Source organism: Hymenobacter sp. M1-2, from assembly GCF_057808495.1.
Window position 1 is genome coordinate 38,441 of sequence record NZ_JBTYZO010000011.1, and the last position, 22,722, is coordinate 61,162.

The window sequence follows — 22,722 nt, forward strand, 5'->3', positions numbered from 1 at the left end:
GTTACCGTTATGAAGCTGACTTCGTTCCCGCTGCTCGTCCTTTGGCCGCTGTTGTTCGGGCTGCTGCCGTCATGCTCCCAAAAACCTGCCCAGAACGCCCAGCCGCTAGCCGATTACGACCTGTGCGTTGCCGATGTGAACGTGGTGGACGTGGCGGGTGAGAAAGTCCTGGCCCATCAGTACGTGGGAATCAAAGGCCAGCGAATCGTGTGGGTTAGTGCCGCCGCGCCAGCGGCCAACGGCCGCGCCCAACGAGTAGACGGCGCGGGCAAATACGTGATTCCCGGCCTATGGGACATGCACGCGCACTTCTACTGGAATCAGAAAGACGCCACGCCCTTGCTGCTAGCCAACGGCGTAGTAGGCGTGCGGGAAATGGCCGGCAAACCTGCCCAGGTCAAAGAGATTCGCCGCAAAATAGCCGCCGGTGAACTAGTAGGGCCCGAAATTGTGACGTCAGGAAGTATCCTGGACGGGCCCAAGCCCTACTGGCCCGGTTCGGATGCCGTCGGCGATACGGCCACGGCCCGCAGGGTGGTGCGGCGGCAGGTGGCGGAGGGCGTCGACTTTATCAAAGTGTACAGCGGGCTGCCGCACGACGCGTACCTCGCCGTGGCCGCGGAGGCCCGCAAGCAGCGCATTCCTTTCGCGGGGCATGTGCCGCAGAGCGTGAGTTTGTACGAGGCCATTGCGGCCGGGCAGCGGAGCACCGAGCACTTGTACGGCCTGCTAGAGGCGTGCGCCAGCAAAACGCCGGACTCGAAGTCCATGAAAAGCTACTGGAGTGCCAAGGGGCAGCGGCAGCTGAAGGACTCGTTCAGCCGCCCTAAGTTCGATTCGCTGCTGCGGGTGCTCGCGCCCAGCAACACTTGGCTTTGCCCGACGCTAGCGGTTCTGAGGTCGTTTTCGCATCTGGATCAGGCCAGCTTCCGGCAGGATCAGCGACTGAAATACGTGCCGATGTATCTGCAAGCAGGATGGGACCCCGCTACGGACCCCTTCGCCAGTACCTACACCGCCGACTACTACGCGGCCAGCAAACAGGTATTTGCGCTGCAAAAAAGTCTGCTCGGCGATATGCAACGGGCCGGCGTTAAACTCTTGGCCGGCACCGATTACCCCAATCCGTTTTGCTTTCCCGGCTTCAGCCTGCACGACGAACTGCAACTGATGGTGGAAGGCGGCCTCACACCCGCGCAGGCACTGAAAACCGCAACGATAAACCCTGCTGTTTATCTGCAGAAAGAAGCCGATTACGGCACCGTAGGCCCCGGCCGGTACGCCAGCTTATCACTGCTCGATGCCAACCCACTGACCGACATTGGCAGCACCCGAAAAATAGCCGGTGTGTTCTTGAAAGGGCGCTATTTCGCCAAACCAGAGCTAGATCAGCTACTGAGCCAAGCCGTCAAGCGAGCGGCCCGTCTGCCGGTCTCGGCTTGGTTCGAAAAGAACTTAAAGGCTAAAGGATTAGCCAATGCCAAGGCGCAGCTGGACTCCTTGATTCGGCAGAAATCAGAAACCTACGATTATTCCGAAACCGAGCTGGTATCCTTGGGCTATAAGCTGCTCCGCAGCAAGCAAATCAAGCCGGCGCTGTCCATATTCAAGCTGAGCACTCTGCTGTACCCCACCTCCTCCAACGTCTTCGACAGCTACGCCGAGGCCTTGGCGGCGGATGGGCAGCAGGCCTTAGCCATTCAGAACTACCAGAAGTCATTCGCGCTGGACTCGGCCAATACCAACGCGTTAGAAATGATAAAGAAACTGCGGGCTCGTAAGTGACGAACATTAGTGCTTGAAGATTGCCGCTCTTCCGGCTGCTTCTGCCCAGACCATGCTGTTGATGCAGTTGAGTTCTGCCATAACTGTTTTGATAGACGCGAGCTAAACCGAAGATTGTAGTGTAGCCAAGCCTGCGCTGTGTTTCTAGCCCACCGCCATCTACCATTTGCGCAAGTAGCTCAGCGTATAGCCGAAGTGACGTGAGAAGTGAGTCGGGCTGCACTAGGGAATTCGCTTATGCGCTCCACGAAAACAAGCATAAGCCACCAAACACACGAAATGCGCTTCGTGCAACATGCTTGTAAGCTTTTGCAACACCTGTAAAACCTAGTGCAACAGTTTCATAAGTATTTGCAACGCTTGGAAATGCCTCTCGGAATACGGTAGGCTTCCTTTGCAACAGTTCGATTGTTCACGCTTTCAGTCTGTTGCATTGCTATGAAGCTCCGAATTTCCGTCTTGCTGCTCGGCTGCGTTGAGATGCCGACGCTGCTGCTTGCATTGGGACTGACGCTCAGAAGCGTACACCCAGCCGCCGCCCAAGTGCTGCTCGACAAGCCGCTGCAACTCACTGGCACCACCCGCGACGCCCGGCGCGTAACCGGCCTGGGCCTGCCCACTGACGCTTCCGATGCCGTGAGCGTGCAAGCGCTGCAACGCAACACGTTGGTGTATGACCACGCCGCCACGCAAGCCGGCAACACCTACCGCGTGACGCTGGTGCCTGCGCCGCAGAGCTTGCAGCCGGGCATGGTGGTGTATTTCAAAGTACCAGCCCGCAACTCCGGCCCTGCGTTTCTGGACGTGAACGGCCTTGGGGGCCAGCAGCTCGCCACCGATACGGGCCAACTGCTGAGCGGCGACGAGCTACAACCGGAGCAAATTGCCTCCGCCGTGTACGACGGCACCGGTTTTCGCCTACTCAGCGGCAAAAGCGGCAGCGACAACCTGGGCAACCACACCGCTACTCAAAATCTTGATTTGGGCGCTTATGCGCTTCGTATGGGCGGGGCAAGTTTTTTGCGCCGCAAAGCGGATAATACTTTGGTGGGAGAGGGAACCGGGGGCGTGCTGAGCACAGGAACCGGCAACACTTTCGCTGGCCACGAAGCGGGCTCCGGTACTACCACAGGAACCGGCAATACTTTCCTGGGCTTACAAGCGGGCTTGGCAAATACCCTCGGCGATGCCAATTCCTTTGTGGGACGGAACGCCGGCGGCAATACCAGCAGCGGCAACAACAACAGCTTCTTCGGCACCAACGCCGGCCGCACGAACACCACCGGCAACTACAACACGGCCCTGGGCTATGGCGCCGGACCCGCCGCCAACCGCCCTAATCTGCGCAACGCCACGGCCATCGGCTACAACGCCAAAGTTGGCGGCAGCAACAGCCTGGTGCTGGGCGGCACCAACGCTGATGCCGTCAACGTGGGCATCGGCACCACCGAACCCGTTCACCGGCTTCAGGTAATTGGGAATGCGGCTTTTGAAGGCCGGATGCAGCTCCAAGGCACTACCCGCGGCTCCTTCTTCAACAATGGCGACGCCGAAGACACCTACATCCGCGGCGGCAAAGCCAACAGTGATGTACTCCTCAACGATAACGGCGGCCAGGTTGGCATTGGCACCAATTCCCCGGCCGCCGGCGTGCTGCTTGATGTAGACGGCGTGACACGAACTACAGCCGTGCGCACCCCGGCCACCGGAACGCACAACATGGTGGCCGTGGCATATGGCAAGATTGCCTCTAATGGCACGGTTCAGCATTCGTCGGGGAATATTACGGCGCAGCTTAGGTATGAGAATAACGCGGGAAACAACCCTATTTATACAGTCCAAGTCGCTAACTACTCTACCAGCGCCGCACTTGGTCGGCTCATAATTATGGTGCAGCCCCTTGACGCATACGAAGGATTCATGCCGTTGGTGAGCCTAAATGAAGGAAGTATAAATGTGCAGATGCTGGGCCTTACGGGGGGTACTGTTTCGGGAAATCCTACTCTTGTTTTCACCCGACGGACTAGGTCTTTCAATCTCGTAATCTACGATCCCGGCTAGCCCCTAAGAAGCTCCTGTTTGACTTAGCTGAAAATTCATTTAGGCCGGTCATGCTTCGACAAGCGGACGCCAGATCAAGCATGACCGCCTTTAGTAACTCAAACAACAGCTTCTAAGATATTCCTGCCGCGGCGGCTGGTTTGCCGCCTGCCACGATGATGACGACGCCTCGCCCAAGACCATGCTCCACGTCGGCCTTGACTCCACTCCACACTTCGTTTGCTATGAAATATCCACTGAAAAACGCCTTGCTTCTTAGCCTGCTGGCCCCGGCTCTGCTGCTGTCCTCCTGCAACGATGATGACGACGACAAAGACGGCGCGCCGCTGAGCGGTACTGTCAGCTACACGCTCAACGGCGACGGATTCAACAACCAGACCTTCACCGAAAACGTGACCTTGGCCGAAGCTCCCGTGCCCGAAAGCGGCGTGAACGGCGCGGCTACGCTACTGGCCGCGGGCACTTACACCCTAAGTAACCCCGGCCGCAACTACTGGAGCAGCTGGATAGAAGGCAAAACCACGGGCACTTATTCCTGGGCCAGCACCGTGTTGGCGGCCCGCAACTCGGGCCAGGTGCGCGTGTGGCACAACGGCCAGCAGCGGTCCTACCTGCACTTCCATCCAGGCGGGCCCCAGGCGTCGGGCTCTACCATCGTCACCAAGTTCGATGCCGTGAATGGCCGCATAGAGGGCACCTTTTCCGGCACGTTCTACAACGTCGATACTGACGTGCCGGTGGCCCTGGCCAATGGCAAGTTCTCGGTGACGCGCAAGGCCGATGTGCCTTAGCCGCAGATGAGCGGCGGCAACATAGCCGCCTGCACGCTCCGCCGGGCAGGGTCGCGTCCGCCCCAAATCAACTTTCAGTCAAGTATTCTCCCACTTTCAACTCCAAGCTCATGAAGACTTTTTTCACTTTCGTTTGTGTTGCCTTCTTGTTATCCTCGTCGTTATCCTCGTCGGCGGTAGGCCAAACAATTACTGCCGACGAGAAGCACCGCACGGTAGCGGAATTCACCGCGCTGCTGCAAAAAATAGCCGCGGGCATTGAAAAGCGCGACACCCTGGTGCTGGCTCCTCATTACGCCACCGAATACCGCCATTACACTCCCGATGGCCCAACCAATCGGAAGAAAGAACTGGCTTTCATCGGCTCCCGGGCCTTTCCTTTTTCCACGACGGCCTTGGCCGGCCCCGTAGAGTTGTCCGACTATGGTACCACTGTGGTGACGGTGGCCACGATGAAGTTCGGGGGCAAAGACAAAGCCAATAAGGCCCTCACTCCCAGTTTGCAAATGATGACGGTGTGGGTGAAGCGTGATGGCCGCTGGCAGATGACTCTAGTGCAGTCGAAAGAGCTGCCCTTGAAAAGCTGAGTCCCACTGACGCGCGTGCACCGGAGCCACTCAATGAATTCACTGCTGCCCAGTCATGAAAAAGCTACTATTTCTCTTGTTGCCGAGTTCTTTTGTCGCCTTGGGCCAGCCCGCCCAGCCTACCAATGGCAACGTGCCGCCTGGTCCTAGGTACAAGGTGTTTGCCATCCAAGGGCAGGTAGATACCAGCAAGTACGCCGGCCTGAGCCGCCTGCCCGGCTATCCGTTTCAGGTGCGCTACAGCCCCGGCTACGAAGCCGATGCCAAGGCCATAGCCGAAAAGACCAAGAAAGCTCGCGAATTCCTGGCTAAAAAAACCAAAACGCAACCGGGCATTGGGCTGATGGTAGTGTCGGCGGAGCAGTGGAAGGAGCACAGCTACATTCCCGTGCCCGGCATGCCCCACAACCGCACCGGCAATTTGGTGGTGCAGGCGGGCATCAACGTGGCTGCCAACCAAGCTATGACGGCTCCTCCCTTCGCGGCCATCTTCGCCAAGCCCGAAAATGCCAAGCTGCTGAAACCCTACCGCACCGCCACCGGCGAGCTGGACTTCACGCTTCACCTGCGGCAGGTGGCCATCCACGAGCTGGGCCACGCCTTTCACCGCGACCAGGCCACCGGCCAAGCTCGTAACTGGCTAGGCGAATTGTTTGCCACCGTTTGCCTGATGGCGTTTACGGAGGAGCAGGACCGTGCCAGCCTACCCGTGGCTAACAACGTGGGACTGGTTATTGGCCAGGTCGATGCCAGCCAGCTGCGGCACCGCACCCTGGAGCAAATCGAGCACAACAACGTGCTGGCCGACCCTACCAACTATGCCTGGTTCCAGAACCAGGTGGGCGTTTTTGCCAGCCGCATCGTGGCGGAAGGCGGCCCCGATGTCGTGGGTAAATTCTACACTTTCCTGCTGAAGCACCAAGACCCGAAGGAGTTTGCTTCCGACGCGGAACTGGCCGTGGCGCTGGGCCGTGAGATTCATCCGGTGGCGGCTACCATCGTCACGAAATGGCCTTATCAATAAACTGACCTGGCCAACAGGCAGCGGGCCGCGTTGCTGGTACCTGCCGCGTCGGCGAAAGCCAAGAAGTAACTGCTCGTTCACCATTCGTTTTCTGCTCTCATGAAATCCACCGCTACCGTCTTTCTGGCTGCCGCTTTGTTACTGGCCGCCTGTTCCTCAGAGAAAAAAACCGACCAGGCTGCTTCCACAACCACGCCCGCCACTTCAACGCTGGCTGCCGCGCAGCCCCAGCCGCCGACCGCCGCCGCAGAGTCCGTCACGCAAGCCACCGCCGAGTCGGCCGGCTTCGACCCAAGCGCCGTGCCCGTCTCGACGGTGGCGGTGGGTGCCTTTCCATTCGTGAGCCTGCTCGACGGTTACCAAAAGATGACGCTCGAAAACTCGCCCGGTAAATCGTCCAACGTGTACCTCAAAGATGTGGCTTTCGACCGGTACGAGTTCTTCGATGGAGTCAAGCTCATTCCCGTGGAGGGTCGCCTCTATACGGTGCAGGCGCTCGGCAATGGCGCCTCGTTTTTTCAGGTGCAGAAAACCTACGAGACGCTGGTGAAAGGCATGGGCGGGGTGACGGTGTACGAAGGCAAAGGGCAGCGAATGAAAGACCTGGGTCTCAAGTTCGAGGATGGCCGTCACCGGGGCAACTACGATGTGGCCGTCGAAACAATGGGCGTGTACATGGTGCGCCTGCCCGACCGGGAAATCTGGGTGGAGCCCTACCGCGTCTGGGGAGCAACTGCCCAGAATTATTGGCTGACGGTGGTCGAGAAAAAATCCCTGCCCATGCAGGCGACCGTGCTGCCCGCCGCCCAGCTTAAAAAAGAGCTGGACGCCAAGGGCCACGTGGCGCTCTACATCAACTTCGACACCGACAAAGCCAGCATCAAGCCCGAGTCGGGGCCGGTGGTAGACGAGGTGGCGAAGCTGCTCAAAACCAACCCCGAGTTGCGCCTGGCCGTGGAAGGCCACACCGATAACGCCGGCTCCCCAACGCACAACCAAGAACTCTCCGACGCCCGCGCCCGGGCCGTGGTAGCCGCCCTTACCGCCCAAACCATTCCCGACACCCGCCTCAAAGCCGTGGGCTATGGCCAAAGCAAACCCCTAGCCGACAACGACACCGAGGAAGGCAAAGCCAAAAACCGCCGCGTAGAGTTAGTGCGCCTGTAGCAAAGTAAGAAATGCCGCTCCGTAGCCCAGGGTTTAAACCCTGGGCTATTGATGCTTTATGGTAAGATATAACCTGCTGGTATGTCGAAACGGTTTCTGAAAAACCAAAAGCCCACGTTACCAAAGTTGGTTAGCCAGCACCAACAGCACCAATCCAGCTTGCAAAGCCACTGCTATAGCTTGCAGCCGTACCAATCGTCGCGCGCCGGACCAACGGCTGGACATGGTGCGCGGCGCTGGAACCGTCTTGCGGTTGAGAAACTCAGTTAAAGCCGTGTCGAAGGCTTCTGCTTGTTCTGGTTGTTCGTAGAGCAAGGTGAAAAACTCCACGTCCAGCGCCACGCGCCACGCCAGGTATTTCTCCCATAGCCCCGCCACCAGCGCGAGTACAAGGCCAGCCATCAGGACGGGTGCAGGTGGGCCCCAAGCCAGTATAAACGTGCCAAGCAGCAATGCCGACGAGCCAGCATCCAATGCCCCGCCGGCCTTCAAAAAACCTAGCAACACGCGCAACGCAGTAGTCTGCTCCGAGTTCATACTACAGCAGCTAATAAAGGAGATTCTGCGGGCCGATACGCCTGCTGGTACCCGGCTAGTGCGGCCCGGTGCGCGGCCGAGAAAAGCACTTGTGGACGCACCGCGCGTAGTTGCGCGATAGCTGCATCGGGAGTGGCCGCCATGCCGTGGTGCAGCAGCCAGGCCGCCACCGTTACGGCACTTCGCGAGTACCCCAGAGCGCAATGCACGAGCACCGGCCCGTACGGTTCCAACTCGTTGAGCGCCGCCACAGCTTGCGCCAGCTGTTCCACCGAAGGCGCCACCAAATCGAGCATCGGTACGCTGCGATGCGGCAAGGCTCGGGCCGCGACATGGAGGCTAAATTCGGCCGTTACCTCCAGCACCGCGTCGGGCCGGTGGTGGCGCCAGTCGCAACGGCTGGGGGCACGGCCCAGCCAGATGCCGGGTGCTACCATCACGCTTGGTGCGCCACCCCGCGTAAACCACCTTGACGACCACCAAGCCCCGATTTGATAGGGCGCCAGCAGCATCCGCACGGCCCAGCTCAGTTGCCCATCGTGCTTCTGAAAAACGCTCGTTCCTAGCCCCGCGTACGCCAGCCCAACCAGCAGCAGCGCCGCGCCCGGCCACAGTAGCAGCCAAGCCCACCCGCCCAACACCGCCGCCAGACCAAAGCACAGCAGCGCGCCCAGCCCATAAGCACCCGCCATTTTGCGCCGAAGCAGACCGTCAGCCGAGCCAGCTTTGCGGCGCCACATCAGCGGAGCATCGGGGAACAGATAAACGCAGAATACCCCCACGGCCGCCCCAGCTACGCCATCAACGAAATGGTGCTGGTACGTGGTGAAAACCGACAGCGCAATCAGGGAAAACCAAGTGTGCATCACCCACCGCGCCACGCCGCGCAGGTGGCGCGCAAACACCAGCCACACCAACAGCACCAGACTAATGTGCAGCGAAGGCGCTTGGTTATACGGCTTGTCGAAACCCATCAGCACGTCAAACAAGGCCCCATTGAAGCCAGTAGTGGCCGGCCGCACGAAGCTGAATTGCAGCGGAAACAGCAGAAACCCAACCACCGAAATCAAGCTGGCCCCAAACAGCCGTTTGGCGTGCGTGTCTAGCTCGGCCCGCGTGGCGCACAGAAACAACGACCCCGCATAAAACGCGTCCAGCGACATGTACGGCAGGATGGTCCAGTCCCAGAACGGAATGTGCTTCTCCCACGCAAATACCACGGAATCCACGTGTGCTAGCTGCCCAGTCCACCAGTTGGAGAAGCCGTAGGATGCAAAGAAAAATGGCCCTAGAAATGCCAGCCAAAGCGCTGCCCGTAGCCAGGGACGCGGTTCGGGCGGTGCAGAAATGAGGGTTGCCGACATAGTAATTACGGAAGGTTCAGGGTTTATAAAAGCCAAAGAATTTGCTAGACTCTCATCTGATGCCGAAGCAGCTCATGCCTTAGCCATTCGCTCCAGCACCTCGCGCGAAAGCAGTATACCCTGGTTGGCCGGATTGATGACGACCCCCGAATAGGTGCCCGCCAGCGCAAACTGCCAAGCCTCCGCGGCGGGCAGTACAAGGCCCGATACTGGCCTCGCCGTCCAACTTCGAATAGCGTCCCAGTCGGTGAAAATGGGCAACTCGTGTCCGCCCTGCCCGTCCTCGCAGAGCAAGGCGCCGAAGCGGGAGCCGGCTTGCAGGGTCACTTGTCCCGGCGCTGTACCCGGCGTGGTGCGTAGCGCATCATCTATGATGGCCACCAAATAAGTAGCTTGGCCGAGTTGCAGCGCTACTTGCTGACGCGTGTCAGGAGTGTCGGTACGGGCCAGGGCGTCGAGGGCGGCGGCTAGCTCCGGGTTCGTGACTGGTTGGTTGATATCGAGAAACGACATAGTAGTTGGCGGGCAAAAGGATGAAACAGTTTGTTACAGAGGCGCGAAACTCAGCAGCGGCCGCCTGACGATGATTCCGGTCAGCACAGGCCCTGCGCGGAGGAAGTGTTGAGTATCCAATCAAAAATTATTTTTCAGTTAGATACTCAAGTGATAAGGCGCAGACAATCAACTGGAAAGTATATAAAACGCTATTTGCGCCGGGCCAGCGACACGCTGAAAATTCCCCATTGGTCGCTCAGCTGATCCAGTTTCTCGAAGCCAGCCTGGGCCACCAGCTCATCCATTTCGGCCTGCACGCGGCGGCGCATCACCCAGGCATTGCCTTCGCGGTGGCTGGTCAGGGAACGGGCAATCATTTCGAGCTGCGGGTGCCAGGGTTGGTTGGTGTAGAGCAAGTAGCCGCCCGGCGCCACCGCCTTCGCCAGCCCCGCCAAAGACGCCTCAATGAGCTTGTTATCCGCAAATAGCTCGTACAAGCCCGATACCACCGCCAGCGTGGGGCGTGGCTGTAAGCTGGCTAGGGAAGCTTGGTCGAAGGCGTTGCCCTGCTCGAACTGGGCAAAGTCAACCATACCTTTTTCCGCAATCAAACGGCGGCCGGCCTCTACATTGGCGGGGCTGTAGTCGCGCAGCAAGATGCTTTCCACCTGGGCCGGCCGCTCCGCCAGGGCCTCCAGAATGTAACGCCCGTGGCCCGCCGCAATGTCCACGATGCGCACCGGCTGGCCCGAAGTCCGCAACAAGTCGATAGCCTGCCCAATAAGCCTCTCCAGGTGGATTTTGCGCACCCGAATGCCACGCCAGCCAATGCTGTTCAGGTAAATGCCATCTACGAGCTTGCCCACCGGCGTGAGGCCCTGCTTGCGGTTGCGATACACGTAATCGAGGGCGCTGCCGGAGTCGAAGCCAGTGGCCAAGCTGTTCTTGATGCCCGCCGACAACTTGCCGCCGACCTTAATCCAGAACCGGCTCATGGCCCAGTACCCGCGCGCCAAAGCTGATTTCGGGGCCGCGCTTAGCTGGTCGAACTCCGCTTTGGTATAGCCGCGCTGGTCGGCTTCGAGGACGTTGGGGCGGGCCGCCGGCGTGGCGAATACGCGCGTGATAAAGTCGCGAGCTAGCATTACAGCCTTGGCCCGATCCCGCTCGCCGAGCGTGTCGTGGTAGAAGCCTTCGAGCACGTGCAACTCCTTCACGGGACTGCTGAGGCGGTCGAAAAATTGCTGCTGCGGCTCCTGGTACACCACTTGGTCGTCGCCGGAAACGAGCAGTTGCGTGGGCACATGAATGGCGGCGGCGTCGGTAATGACACGGTCGGCGGCCTCGTTCACTTGCAGCAAGATATTCACCGAAATAGGCCGCGTGATGAGTGGGTCGTTGTTGTAAGAAGCAATGCGGGCCTCGTCGTGCGTGAGCTGCGTGGCTTTCACGTAAGAATTGACGAAGAAATTGCCCCGCACTGCGTGCAGCAGCGCCAGCCCTTGCCGGGCCCCGGGCACAATCAGGTTGATTTTAAACGCCGGCGAAGCCAGTACCATGCCGCGCAGACGGGGCGCATAGTCGTGCACCCACGTGGCCAGCGTCACGGCCCCAAAGCTCTGCCCAATGACCACGACATTTTCCGTGGCAATACCGTGCTGCGCCGCAATGTGCCGCACGAAGGCGTCCACGTCTTTCACCAACGTACCGAAATTATCGGCGTAGCCCCGTTCGCCGGGTGAGCGGCCTAGGCCCCGGGCGTCCCAGGCAAAGAAATCGTAGTCGGGCAGGGCCAGCTCGTCTACCAGGTGCGCCATGCGCCCGCCGTGCTCGTGGCCGCGGTGGAATAATACCACCGCTTTTTTCTCGGCCGTGGCTTCCGTGGCCGACCAATGCCGGTAGAACAGCGAAGTGGCATCGAAGGAAGAAAAGTACTGCTCGGCGCAAATGCGGGGAGCGGGTATAGTGCGGGCAACGGGGGCAGTAGCGACCATGAGAAAGGTGTTAAAAAGGTGTAAGAGGGAAGCCGAACGGCCGAAGGGCGTCGGTAAAGGCGGTGATGAAAAGCGCGGGAGTAAGGCTGTTGGCTCGGCGGAGCGGGCGAGGGAGGCTATTCTTTGTCCTCAGCCGGGATGTGCACTTTGTGCTTGAGTTTGTTGAGCTGTTCGCGGAGGGAGTTCATGAAGGCAGCTTTGTCTTCCGCCCAATGCAAGGCATTCCCTACGGCCACCTGCACATAGAACGGCACCGGAATCAGCGTGCCTTTGGGCATGGATTTGCCCAAACCGTGCATGTATACCGGTACCACCGGCACGTGCGGAAAGCGTTTCGCTAAGTGCCAGATACCGGCTTTCAGCTCGGCCATTTGCTCGGGCTGGCCGCGGGTACCTTCCGGGAAAATGACCAGCACCTTGCCGTCTTCCAAGGCGCGGTAGCAATCCGTGAGCGGGTCTTGGGCGCCGTGGCGGGCACAGCCCCGCACCACCGGAATGATGCCAATAACGTGCAGGGCAAACCACTTCAGCCACCACGTTTTGAAGAAATAATCGGCAGCGGCAGCCGGCTGAATACCCGGAATGCTGAGCAGCGGAAACAGCGAGAGTAGCGTCAGAATATCGAGGTGACTGTTGTGGTTGGCCGCAATAATGGCCGGCCCTTTCCACGGCAGCCGCTCCCGGTGCCGCACATGAATGCCCAGCCACAGCAGCACCACCGGATACGCCACGCCCACCATAAACAGCAGCCGCAACGAAGCCTTGAGTAGAAGGAAGATCCTGGACATAAGACCGTGGGAGGCAAGGCTCTGGGAAGCGAGACTCTGGGAGATGAGACTTTGAGACATGAGATGTAAGACACTAGTAATAAGCTGTTCACCTAAGCAGAGTGAGTTCTAGACCAGAACTGCTACATAGGATGGCCACGCTTGGACTATGGATTTTCAGACTTTCATGTCCCCAAGTCTCAGGACTCAGCTCTCACCTCTAATAACAGAGGTAGTAGAGGTAGTGGAAGAAGAGGGGGGCCGTGTAGGTGAGCGAGTCGAGCCGGTCGAGGATGCCGCCGTGGCCGGGTAGCATGTTGCCGGAGTCTTTCACGCCGATGTCGCGCTTGATGGCCGATATCACCACGTCGCCGGTGAAGCCGAACAGACTGATGAGCAGCCCGGCCAGCGCCGAGTACAGCGGACTCAGGGGCGTAAACCAGGGTCCGAGCAACCAGGCCAGCAGAGTAGTGGTGGCCACGCCGCCTAGCAAGCCCTCCACAGTTTTATTGGGGCTCACCTTGGGCGCTACTTTGTGCTGTCCCAGCATCTTGCCCCACAGGAACTGCGCCACGTCGTTGATTTGCGTAAGCACGAGCAGGAAGAAGACGAGCATTTCACCTCGCACTTCGCCATGCGCCCCGGCCCGGGCTGGCAGTGCCAGTAAGTAAGCCATGTGGCTGATGCTGAACACCGTTGTCATTAAGCCCCAGTGCAGCGTACCAACTGCCCGCAGGAAGCCCTTGGTTTCGCCGGCAATAACCATGCGCAGCGGCAAAAGCAAGAACACGTACACCGGGATGAAGATGATAAACATACCGTACCACGCCATATTCACCCACAGATATTGCACCGGAATGGCCAGGTAAGCCAGCAGCAGCACCGCGTTGTCGATGGGTCGTGTCGGAATCAGGGAAATGAACTCCTTGAAGGCCATAAAGCTCACCAGGGCCAGCACCACCACGCCCACCGTCCGGTTGAAACTCAGGGCCAGAAACAAAATGGCCGCCAGCCACCACCAGGTCTGAATGCGAAGCTTCAGCTCCACGTAGTTGTGCGTCGGGTGCACCCGCATAAGGGTAGCGGTGGTCACGGAGGCCGTTACGAGCAGCGTAGCAATGCCGCCGAAAGCGTAGGAGAGGAGACTGAGCACGGAATTAAGCAGTTAAGGTAGAAGCAACGCGGAGCGCCTGCCGGGCGCGATTCCACACGGTAAGCAGCAGCAGCAGGGCCAAGGCTCCAAACACGTAGTCCAGGTAAGGCTCCACCCGCAGGCCCAGGCCCAACACCAGCGCCACCGCCCCAAAAGCCACCGCTCGGTCGCTCTTGCCACACGGCCCATCGTAGCGCCGCCCGCCGCCTATCACCTGGCCCACCACTCCAATGAACTCACTAAGCCCGGCCATGAACACCACCAGCAGCACAAGCCCGGCGTGCACTCCCGGCAGCAGCGCAAACGGTGCGTACAGGGCCGCATCGGCCACCACATCGCTGCCTTCGTTGAGCACCGCGCCGAGCTTGCTTTGCTGTCCGTACTCGCGGGCCAGCATGCCATCAATAGCGTTGAGCGCCATCCGACTCAGCAAAAACGCGGGCAGCAACCCCCAGGCCCAGCGGCTGCCGGGAGCCAACAACAACCATCCCCCGTACCCGATTGATGCCAGCAAAGCCACCACTGTCACGCCATTAGCCGTGATGCCCGCACGATAAAGCGCCACGGTTAGCGGCCGTAGCAGCTGCTGAAAGCGCGGTTTCAATTCGTAGATGGAAGCCATGAGTAGCAGGTGAAGGATTATAGGTGAGAAGGGTTGAATTGAGTCCTTCAACAGCAAGACTCAAGCTGAGCAGCAAATCCGCAGTGGTTTGCTATCTGGTTAGACAGATTTTTCTGCCTAGGAAGCGTACCATCCTGCCGCGGAGTAGTGCTGTTATCTTGAATCAAAACTAGGCGCACGGCTGCCCACCTTCAAGCCGAAACTGCTTTAAATCAGACATTGTATACAAAGCCATATTTCTAATATTTTTGTTGTATGTAAATCACTATCAATAATTTACTATTATGCGATAATAGACTTTCAAGACTTTATTTGAAGGAGTTTTCAGAAGACATACTGTTAGCTCAAGTGAAAAAGAAAACCCTGGAACATTTTGGGCCGAAAACAACGTTTTCTCCCCGATGTGCGTACATTCGCACCCCGCTCTTCGGAGCGGGCATCGTTCTTTCTAAACTGGGGCTGACCGGAATTGACAGCTTGTGCAGGTCGCAAGTAAGCGTGCCGGGAGTTGGATGAATCTCCCGCCAAAAAGCCGTCCAAACAACAACCGGCGAGTATAGCTACGCCATGGCTGCTTAGTCTAGGTACTAAGTAATGTCATCGTCCCGCATCCGTCTTCTTTTACACGGGTGAGTTCGGGGCGTCGTAAGTAGAAGATAGTGTCGAAAGAGGTGTGACTTCGGCGCGAAAACCAACTGCATCTAAGGGGAGACCAAGGGCCTGATGTGCGCCTGGGCTCTCACGAAAATCCAAGCATAGATACGCACGTAGAAAGCTTGACGGCTTCCTTGTCTGGACCAGGGTTCGAATCCCTGCAGCTCCACAGTTTGAATATCAAACGTCCTCAAAAAGCCTCAAATCGTATGATTTGAGGCTTTTTTGTTTTACTTCGTATCCAAGCTATATGATAATTCTGGCTGTGCACGGGACCTGTGTAGGAACCTCACCCCAGAAGTACAGAATTAGGTCCCTCGAAGCGTAGCAACCAGCGGACTACCAGTTGTATAGATTACAAAACTTGGTTCTCAACTCCTCCTATCGGTGTAGCCACTACCGGATAGGGTAAGCCCCTCCACAGTGAGCTATTCGCTTACTATTCTGCACTACCTGAAGGTAGCCAAGCTGGACAAAGTCACGGGCGGTTGTATACCTTTACCGTCTTGGTATCCCCGTAGCAGCAAGGAGCACTGGAGCAGACGATGACCGCAGGGTCGCTGGTAACGTCGCCTATCAAGTGGAAAGAAAACAGGGCTAACTGATAAACAGTAATTCTATTCTCTTGCTAGAGAAGGTGCTGAAGGGTGCCTGCTGTCACCTCGGTTGGCGTGGTATCGGCTGTGGGCAGCCGGCCCGAAGCGGGGCCGGGCTTACCGGCTGCCTTTGCCAAAGCGATACGCAACGTCTACATAAACCGGCGCCAACACAAAGGCCTCCTCGGAGCCATGGAAGGGCAGGGCGTACGCTCCGCCCAGGCTGAGGTTGAAGCGGCGTGCTCCATGCCGTACGCCAAACAACCCCAGCAGACCGGGCTCGTCGTGGATGAGCACGAAGTTCTCCGCAACCAACGACCAATCCCGGCTAATGCGCTTCTGGCCGCCGTAGTACAGCACGGGCGTTTTGTTTATGTCCGTCTTATTGATAACATAGCCTAGGCCTACGCTCACGTTGTCGTCGGCGGAGCCGAACAAGCACGTAGAACCGGGGCTCACGTGATACGCATCAAAACGCTAGTCCTCGCGCGGCTGGCAGCCAGCTACTGATGAGCTGGCTGCTGTCGCTTCGCATTACACGCCATGCTTGGTTGGGTACGGTCCGCTTACCAGGGAATCTCGCCGGTTTCGGGGTTATTTTCCTCACTAAAGAATTTGCCGGTTGGGCCGTCCTCGCCAATCAGGGCATACTTCACCAGCCGGGCTCCTGCTTCTTCCACGGTGCCGGTGCCGCGGTGATTGTTGAAATCCGTGGCCGTAAAGCCGGGGTCCACAGCGTTGACCTTCACCTTGGTGTCGCGCAGCTCGTAAGCCAAGATGATGGTGTACATATTCAAGGCCGCTTTGGACGTGTGATACACGGCACCCTTGTTGGGGTAGTACTTCCAGGTGGGGTCGGTGTGCAGAGTGAGCGAGCCCATGCCCGAGCTGACGTTCACGATGCGGGGCTGCTCGGACATGTGCAGCAAGTCGAGGAAGGCTTGCGTGACGCGTACCACCCCAAATACGTTGGTGGCGTACACGGTTTCGAACGTGGAGATGGCGACCCCGGTAGCCGTTTGCGGCATGCCGCCGTTGACGCCGGCGTTGTTAATGAGCACGTCCAGTACATCGGTTTTCTGGCCAATGATGGCGCGGGCGGCCTGCACCGACTCAGCGCTGGTAACGTCCAGCTGTACGGCTTCGGCCTCGGTCAGCCCTTCGGCCTTCAGCTTTTCGACGGCCTGCTGGCCGTTTTCCAGGCTGCGGCTGCCGATGAACACGTGGAAGCCCTGGTGCAGGAGCTGGCGGGCGGTTTCGAAGCCAATGCTTTTGTTGGCGCCGGTAATTAAGGCGGTTTTCATGGTACTTGTCATTGAAAAGGCGGAACCCCGACCGGCTATCGTAGCCGTTTTCGTCCGCTTTTTGATAGGACAAAGTTCCCGCTTAACTAAAGGGCACCGGTAAAGAGAATCAAACCAAAAAGTGCAACTATCAAACCTTGTGGGTTCGGAAGGCTTTCGGAATCCGGCCGGTCACCCGCTTGAAAAAGTTATTGAAGTAGGTGGGGTAGTCGAACCCCAGACCATAGGCGATGTCGGCCACGCTCCAGTCGGTGTGTTGTAGGAGGGCCTTGGCTTCGGCGGCAATGCGCTCGGCGATGTGGACACTCGTCGGCTTGCCGGTCACTTCCTTCACCGCCCGGTTCAGGTAGTTGACGTGCACCGCAAGGCCCGCGGCAAAGTCCTGGGCCGTGCGGGTCTGGAGCGGCTTGGCGGTGCTTTCGATAGGAAATTGTTGCTCCAATAATTCTAAAAACAGGTGGGTGAGGCGCGTGGCTGCATTTTTTGGCTTGCCTTCGTCGGCAGTTGGCTGAATGATCAGGGCCTCGTGCAAGATGAGTTCTAAGCAGGCTTTGAGCAGCTCATTTTTATGGGCGTAATCCCCGCCGTACACGGCCAGCATTTGCTGAAACAGGCCCGTCATGAACCCGGCCTGTTCGCTGGTCAAGGGAATGACGGGCATGGCGTCGACGCGAAACAAGGGCGAACCGTGCAGCAATTCGGTCCGTTGCCGGCCCGCAATGAAGGCTTCGGTAAACAAACAGGCAAAGCGTTTTCCGTCCGCCGAGTGGTCCACCACCGAATGGGGTACGTGCGGATTGGCCAAAAACAAGAAAGGGCCCCTGGCCTCGATGGTTTGCTCCCCCGAGTGAATGGTTAACTCCCCGGTTACCAGCGCTATCTTATAGTAATCCCGACGGCCTTGTACGGGCCCGGGGCTTGCGGAGCCCTCTATCTCATAAACCTTGAATCCTTTCGAGGGCAAGTCTGCCGTGTATATTTCGAGGGGCGCAGCTGGCAGGTTTGTTTTCATGCAGAAAGTTAATAGAATCAAACTTTAATCTAACGGTGCGCCGCAGCCCGTACCCGCATAAGCGGCAGGCAGGAGTCAAGGAAAATTAGTAGCGGATGGGCATTCCACGAAGGGTAAGCCTAGCTTGACTCCGGCGGAACTGTAGCCCGAACGCCAACCATCGGCCAGATTTATTTTCTTAGTTTCTTCTTTGGCTAGGCGTTTCTGATACCTTAAAGATGAGATAAAAGAATTTGTTTTTGATGTCCAACGATTAATTTCATCAGAAAGACATCTGTTTGTGCTTTGCATGCCAGGATTGATAATCATACTTTTTGGTTTGAATTGTATTGGTCGTTCTCGTAGTAGATAAGAGACCTTTGTAGCAGTCGCCACCTATTTCATAAATCCTGGCGGCCCGGCTCATGCCACCAACCGAAAACACCACCAGTACACTCCACCACCCCGAGCACTACGCCGGTTCCCCGCCTATCCGGCCGGCTTGGGGAGCCGTCTTTGCCCTGTTCGGCAACGATAACCTAACTCGACAGGGCCACTGACGCTTAGCCACTGGTTACTCGCCGCCGCATCCCTCGCTTCGTTATGATAGTCAGCAAAAAATTAGATGCCCGCCTGATTCTCTGGCACACGTGGCCGAACATGTGCTTTCTCGTCGCCGGCGGCGTGGCCGCGCTGTCGCTTTACTACGGGGTGGGACCCGAAGAGGTGAACATCACCGTGCCGCTGGCCATTCTGGGCACGGCCTTGTCCATCCTGCTAGGCTTCAAAAATAACAACGCTTACGACCGGTGGTGGGAAGCCCGGCAGCTCTGGGGCCGGCTGGTGAACAACAGCCGCAACCTAGCCGCCCGGGTGTTGACCCTGGCCACTTCGGAGTTGAATTCCGGCGACCCGAAAGAGCTAAGCCGTTTGCAGCAGCAAATCATCTACCGCCACCTGGCGTTTGTGTACGCTCTCAAGCACCACCTGCGTCAGCAGGAGCCCTGGGAGAGCCTGCAACCTTTCTTGTCAGAAGCCGATTTCGTGAGCCTGCGCGGCCAGCAGAACGTGCCTAATGCTCTACTGATGCAGCAGCAGCTGGCCCTGCAGCAGCTTCATGCGCAGGGCTATCTTGATGGGTTTCGGCACATGCAGCTAGATGGCCAGTTGGCGCAGCTATACGATGTGCAGGGCGGCTGTGAGCGCATTAAAAACACCGTGTTTCCGCGTCAATATACCGTGTACACTTGCTGGGCCGTGCGCGCATTTCTGTTTCTGCTCCCCATCGGCATGGGCGCGCATTTCGGCGCTGGGCCGGGGTGGCTGGCCGGGGTGTTTTCGCTCGTCATCGGCTTCGTATTTGCTGCCCTCGAATACGTGGGTAATCACATAGAAAATCCGTTTGACAACACGCCGAACGACACACCCATGTCGGCGTTGGCGCGCACCATTGAAATTAATTTGCGTCAAAACCTAGGGGAAACTGAATTGCCAGCGCCGGTACAACCCAAAAACGGAAACCTGTATTAAACCAATACTCAGGTAAGGACGTCCAGTCCATTGCCAGACCCTGGCTGTACGTGGTGGATTTTCAGCTAACGCTAGCCGAATTGCACTTCGGACGGTCGTGGCGTCTTACGTGGCGCCCGGCTCCCGGTTGTTTGAAACCGACGAACTGAACTTGATTTAGGCAGAACTGACAGAAGAGCTTGGTACTTTGCCTTACCAACTGGGGCTGGAGATTCGCCTGTTGCGGCCTGCCCGCTGCCGCAACATTCCACCTCAACTGCTTGGTCGGCAGACTAGCTACTTGCTACCCGACAGTGCCGCTGCGGGGTGGTCACTACCTTTTTCTCTACCAACCCCTTTACCTGCTTTACCATGCTGCCTTTTTCCGACCCGCAGGCCGTCGCCCGCTACGCCGAAGGCCCTCCCCGCATCATCCCTGGATTTGCCGACTTGCACCGCATGAGTGCGCTCCTGCTCGCCGAACGCACCCCGCCGGCCGGGCGGGTGCTCGTGGTAGGAGCCGGCGGGTTAGAAGTGAAATCGTTCGCCGACTTCCAGCCCGGCTGGCACTTCGATGGCGTGGACCCCTCGGCCCAGATGCTGCAACTGGCCGAAGCCACGCTCGGGCCGCTACTGCCCCGGGTTCGCTTGCACGAGGGGTACGTGGACACCGCGCCGGAAGGGCCCTACGATGCCGCCACCTGTTTGCTGACCCTGCACTTCTTACCTATGGAAGAGCGCCGCCGCACGTTGCAGCAAATTCTGCGGCGCTTGCGACCGGGGGCCCCCTTGGTGGTGGCTCACCACAGCTTCTCGCAGCACGCGGGGGAGCGGGAGTAATGGCTCGCGCGCTACGCAGCCTTTTCCGTGTCCTCGGGCATCGACCCGGCGCAGGCCGAGCGGGGAAGTGCCGCCGTTGGAGCCCGCCTGCCCGTGCTTTCCCCAGAACAGGACGAGGCCCTGCTGCGGGAAGTCGGCTTTACTGACGTCAGCCTGTTCTACGCCGGCTTCACGTTCCGCGGGTGGGTTGCCTACCGGCTCCTGGTGGAGCATTCCTAAAACCCCGACTATCGCTCCTCGTGCTCGATGGGCGCATTGACGTGTTTTTTGTTTCTCAACCACGAACCCTTGCCAGGTGCTCCTGCTGGGGCTGCAAGACCGCCTCGAGGCGTGCGTCATGCCACCCCACTTCGCCGTGTTCGCCATTAGTTGGAACCTGCTGGTGGCCGAGTCGTTCAACTTACTGCGTCAGGCGTCATAATTGCTGCGGGTGGTAAGCTCTAAGGCGAGTAAAATTCCGTCCTCAACCTTAGCGGAAAGCGTTGGCATAGTCGCGGACAAACGTGGCAAAATCGCGGGGCGGCAGGCCGGTTGCGTGCTGTACGCCAGAGGCCACTTCGGAGGCTTCGCCGCGGTGGTAGTGAGCGTAGTCTTCCAGAAGCCCTTCAACCTGCCAGGGGTCCATGCCGGCTTGCAGCAGGTACTGCCGCAGGTCGGCCGGGGGCACGTCCACGAACATGACCGGGTGACCCAGGGCGCCGGCCAACCCAGCGGCCATCTCGGCGTGCGTCAACGCCGCGGGGCCGGTGAGGTTGTAGGTTTTGTTTTCATGGCCTGGTTCAGTAAGCGCCGCCACGGCCGCGGCCGCAATATCGCGCACGTCCACGGCACTGATGCGGGCTTCCCCGATGGGGGCAAAGATTTTACCCTGCGTTTTGATGGCCTCTCGGAAAGCCAGCAGCCCCTGCATAAACAGATTGGGCCGCAGGAAGGTGTAGGTTAAGCCCGTGGCCCGGATAGCCTGCTCCACGGCCGCGTGGTAACGCAGAAACCGCACCGCCGAATGGGCGTCGGCGGCCCACTGCGACAGTTTAACGAGGTGGCGCACGCCGGCCGACTGCGCCGCTGCCACAAAGCTTAACTGCTGGGCCTCCGCTTGGGCCGTGGAGTTGGTGAGCAGAAATGTCCGCTCGATGCCAGCTAGTGCCTTGGTTAGGCTGGCTGCCTCGTTGAAGTCGCCGGCTACGACCTCGGCGCCCGGCAGCGCCCGCAAAGCCTGAGCCGGCTTATCTTCTGGGTTACGCACCAGGGCGCGAAAGGCCACGCCCTGCGCGGCGAGTTGCTTGGCTACCTCACCGCCGACGTTGCCGGTAGCGCCGGTCAGCAGGATGGTTGGAGCGGAGATGGAGGAAGATGACATAAACGAAAAAGAGTAGAGAATGGAAAGTAAGCAACAATGAAAAAACGGCTTAAGTGAGGGGTAGGCACATTTTGACGGAGGATACTGCCCAGTAAAGTGAATTACGCGCCGCAACGGAAAGAGGGTGCGGGGCCAAGCCTCGCACCCTCTTTCCCTTAGTGCCTAAATCCGTTGCAAGGAGGAATGCTCTCACCCCAGATAAGCGCCAGCCCCGATGCCTACCACGGGAACGGACCATCCGGGCCCGAGAAGGTGCCGGTGGGGCCGTTCTCGTCCAGCGCGACGCGGATAGGAGCCCGCGACCCCTGCTCGATTGTGTCGGTGCCGGCAAAGTTGTTGAGTGCCGTCGCGGTGAAGCCGGGACTCACGGCGTTGACCTTGATGTTGGTCGGCTCAAGCTCAATGGCAAAGGCCAGCGTCACGGCGTTGAGGGCTGTTTTCGAGGCGGAGTACCCGACGCCGAAACCATGGCGGTAGGGAAAGGCCGGGTCCGCATTCAACGTGAGCGAACCCATGCCGCTCGACACGTTGACAATGCGCGCGGCCGGCGCTTCCCGCAGCAAGGGCAGCATCGCCTGGGTGACGGCGATGACGCCGAACACGTTCGTTTCAAATACGGCGCGTACGTCTTCCAATGAGGCCACGCTCGCCCGATTTGCCTCGATGGATTCCTCTAAAGATGTACCTGCCGGCTTGGTACTGGCGATGGCCGCGTTGTTGACCAGCAAATCGAGCCGGCCAAACTCCTGGCGGATGCGTTCGGCGGCGGCGGCAATGGAAGCCTGCGCCGTGACGTCGAGTTGCAGCGCGTGGGCGTCGGGGCCGAGGGGCTGGGCCGCTGCTTCTCCCTTCTCCAGGCTGCGCGACCCCACCAGCACGGTGTAGCCATTCGCCACTAGTTCCTTTGCGATTTGTAGGCCGATGCCTTGGTTGGCCCCCGTGACGAGGGCGACACGTTTGTCGCTCATAATAAGTTGTTGGTTATAGCGGTCTGACTGGTCAGCGCCGCTTGGTTAGGTGATGGTGAAAGTGGCGGCGCAGCTATCCCTGTTCCAGACAGGTGCTCGCCACCTTGAATTTCGATTAATGACCGCTAACGCGGCACGGCAGCGGGTATTCTG

Annotated in this window: 22 protein-coding genes and 1 other RNA gene; 11 read left to right on the plus strand and 12 right to left on the minus strand. The window is 58.8% G+C overall.

Going from position 1 to position 22,722, the window contains the following annotated elements; all coding sequences use genetic code 11:
* The first annotated feature begins 9 nt into the window (after positions 1-9).
* The 6 genes from ACYSMN_RS12040 to ACYSMN_RS12065 all read left to right on the plus strand — a co-directional run bounded on the left by ACYSMN_RS12040 (position 10) and on the right by ACYSMN_RS12065 (position 7,415).
* Positions 10-1,785, plus strand: coding sequence for an amidohydrolase family protein (locus ACYSMN_RS12040; RefSeq protein ID WP_488924131.1), 1,776 nt, complete (start codon positions 10-12; stop codon positions 1,783-1,785).
* A 438-nt stretch (positions 1,786-2,223) separates the two neighbouring features.
* Complete coding sequence (locus tag ACYSMN_RS12045; RefSeq protein WP_488924132.1) at positions 2,224-3,846, plus strand: hypothetical protein; 1,623 nt, start codon at positions 2,224-2,226, stop codon at positions 3,844-3,846.
* A gap of 224 nt (positions 3,847-4,070) precedes the next feature.
* The gene (locus tag ACYSMN_RS12050; protein WP_488924133.1) at positions 4,071-4,637 is read left to right on the plus strand and encodes a hypothetical protein; all 567 of its coding nucleotides are present in this window, start codon (positions 4,071-4,073) and stop codon (positions 4,635-4,637) included.
* A 110-nt stretch (positions 4,638-4,747) separates the two neighbouring features.
* Positions 4,748-5,224, plus strand: coding sequence for a nuclear transport factor 2 family protein (locus ACYSMN_RS12055; protein WP_488924134.1), 477 nt, complete (start codon positions 4,748-4,750; stop codon positions 5,222-5,224).
* A gap of 55 nt (positions 5,225-5,279) precedes the next feature.
* Positions 5,280-6,248 (plus strand): hypothetical protein, encoded by a 969-nt coding sequence (locus tag ACYSMN_RS12060; protein WP_488924135.1) that lies wholly within the window; start codon positions 5,280-5,282, stop codon positions 6,246-6,248.
* A 99-nt stretch (positions 6,249-6,347) separates the two neighbouring features.
* On the plus strand, positions 6,348-7,415 hold the full coding sequence (locus ACYSMN_RS12065; RefSeq protein ID WP_488924136.1) for an OmpA family protein: 1,068 nt from the start codon (positions 6,348-6,350) through the stop codon (positions 7,413-7,415).
* 117 nt (positions 7,416-7,532) lie between these two features.
* Here the strand turns inward: ACYSMN_RS12065 and ACYSMN_RS12070 are convergent, their stop codons facing one another.
* From ACYSMN_RS12070 to ACYSMN_RS12100, 7 genes are all read right to left on the minus strand, one after another.
* Positions 7,533-7,952, minus strand: a complete 420-nt coding sequence (locus ACYSMN_RS12070) for a hypothetical protein (RefSeq protein ID WP_488924137.1) — start codon at positions 7,950-7,952, stop codon at positions 7,533-7,535.
* Complete coding sequence (locus tag ACYSMN_RS12075) at positions 7,949-9,316, minus strand: phosphatase PAP2/dual specificity phosphatase family protein (RefSeq protein WP_488924138.1); 1,368 nt, start codon at positions 9,314-9,316, stop codon at positions 7,949-7,951. Before ACYSMN_RS12075 ends, ACYSMN_RS12070 begins: the two co-directional genes overlap by 4 nt.
* 72 nt (positions 9,317-9,388) lie before the next feature.
* Positions 9,389-9,829: an SseB family protein gene (locus ACYSMN_RS12080; RefSeq protein ID WP_488924139.1), complete on the minus strand. Its 441-nt coding sequence runs from the start codon at positions 9,827-9,829 to the stop codon at positions 9,389-9,391.
* 191 nt (positions 9,830-10,020) lie between these two features.
* Positions 10,021-11,805, minus strand: coding sequence for a bifunctional alpha/beta hydrolase/class I SAM-dependent methyltransferase (locus ACYSMN_RS12085; RefSeq protein WP_488924140.1), 1,785 nt, complete (start codon positions 11,803-11,805; stop codon positions 10,021-10,023).
* 116 nt (positions 11,806-11,921) lie between these two features.
* On the minus strand, positions 11,922-12,593 hold the full coding sequence (locus ACYSMN_RS12090; RefSeq protein ID WP_488924141.1) for a lysophospholipid acyltransferase family protein: 672 nt from the start codon (positions 12,591-12,593) through the stop codon (positions 11,922-11,924).
* Between the two features lie 199 nt (positions 12,594-12,792).
* Positions 12,793-13,725: a phosphatidate cytidylyltransferase gene (locus ACYSMN_RS12095; protein WP_488924142.1), complete on the minus strand. Its 933-nt coding sequence runs from the start codon at positions 13,723-13,725 to the stop codon at positions 12,793-12,795.
* Positions 13,726-13,729: 4 nt separating this feature from the next.
* Positions 13,730-14,347: a CDP-alcohol phosphatidyltransferase family protein gene (locus ACYSMN_RS12100; protein WP_488924143.1), complete on the minus strand. Its 618-nt coding sequence runs from the start codon at positions 14,345-14,347 to the stop codon at positions 13,730-13,732.
* Positions 14,348-14,802: 455 nt separating this feature from the next.
* Here ACYSMN_RS12100 and ssrA point away from each other — a divergent pair.
* Positions 14,803-15,173, plus strand: a transfer-messenger RNA (tmRNA) gene (ssrA, locus tag ACYSMN_RS12105).
* A 541-nt stretch (positions 15,174-15,714) separates the two neighbouring features.
* Here the strand turns inward: ssrA and ACYSMN_RS12110 are convergent.
* The 3 genes from ACYSMN_RS12110 to ACYSMN_RS12120 all read right to left on the minus strand — a co-directional run bounded on the left by ACYSMN_RS12110 (position 15,715) and on the right by ACYSMN_RS12120 (position 17,913).
* Positions 15,715-16,056 (minus strand): hypothetical protein, encoded by a 342-nt coding sequence (locus ACYSMN_RS12110; protein WP_488924144.1) that lies wholly within the window; start codon positions 16,054-16,056, stop codon positions 15,715-15,717.
* Between the two features lie 107 nt (positions 16,057-16,163).
* Positions 16,164-16,901: an SDR family oxidoreductase gene (locus ACYSMN_RS12115; RefSeq protein WP_488924145.1), complete on the minus strand. Its 738-nt coding sequence runs from the start codon at positions 16,899-16,901 to the stop codon at positions 16,164-16,166.
* 130 nt (positions 16,902-17,031) lie between these two features.
* The gene (locus ACYSMN_RS12120; protein WP_488924146.1) at positions 17,032-17,913 is read right to left on the minus strand and encodes a helix-turn-helix domain-containing protein; all 882 of its coding nucleotides are present in this window, start codon (positions 17,911-17,913) and stop codon (positions 17,032-17,034) included.
* 404 nt (positions 17,914-18,317) lie between these two features.
* On the opposite strand from ACYSMN_RS12120, the gene ACYSMN_RS12125 reads away from it, so the two are divergent.
* The 4 genes from ACYSMN_RS12125 (at position 18,318) to ACYSMN_RS12140 (ending at position 20,460) form a co-directional block, all read left to right on the plus strand.
* Positions 18,318-18,452, plus strand: coding sequence for a hypothetical protein (locus ACYSMN_RS12125; RefSeq protein WP_488924147.1), 135 nt, complete (start codon positions 18,318-18,320; stop codon positions 18,450-18,452).
* A gap of 43 nt (positions 18,453-18,495) precedes the next feature.
* Entirely contained in the window at positions 18,496-19,422 is a 927-nt protein-coding gene (locus ACYSMN_RS12130; RefSeq protein WP_488924148.1) for a bestrophin family protein, read from the plus strand.
* Positions 19,423-19,773: 351 nt separating this feature from the next.
* A complete protein-coding gene (locus ACYSMN_RS12135) occupies positions 19,774-20,241 on the plus strand; it encodes a class I SAM-dependent methyltransferase (protein WP_488924149.1) in 468 nt (155 codons plus the stop codon).
* 27 nt (positions 20,242-20,268) lie between these two features.
* The gene (locus ACYSMN_RS12140) at positions 20,269-20,460 is read left to right on the plus strand and encodes a hypothetical protein (protein WP_488924150.1); all 192 of its coding nucleotides are present in this window, start codon (positions 20,269-20,271) and stop codon (positions 20,458-20,460) included.
* 250 nt (positions 20,461-20,710) lie between these two features.
* Here the strand turns inward: ACYSMN_RS12140 and ACYSMN_RS12145 are convergent, their stop codons facing one another.
* Both ACYSMN_RS12145 and ACYSMN_RS12150 read right to left on the minus strand, forming a co-directional pair.
* Positions 20,711-21,601 (minus strand): SDR family oxidoreductase, encoded by an 891-nt coding sequence (locus ACYSMN_RS12145; protein WP_488924151.1) that lies wholly within the window; start codon positions 21,599-21,601, stop codon positions 20,711-20,713.
* Positions 21,602-21,819: 218 nt separating this feature from the next.
* Positions 21,820-22,569: an SDR family NAD(P)-dependent oxidoreductase gene (locus ACYSMN_RS12150; RefSeq protein ID WP_488924152.1), complete on the minus strand. Its 750-nt coding sequence runs from the start codon at positions 22,567-22,569 to the stop codon at positions 21,820-21,822.
* Positions 22,570-22,722: the final 153 nt, after the last annotated feature.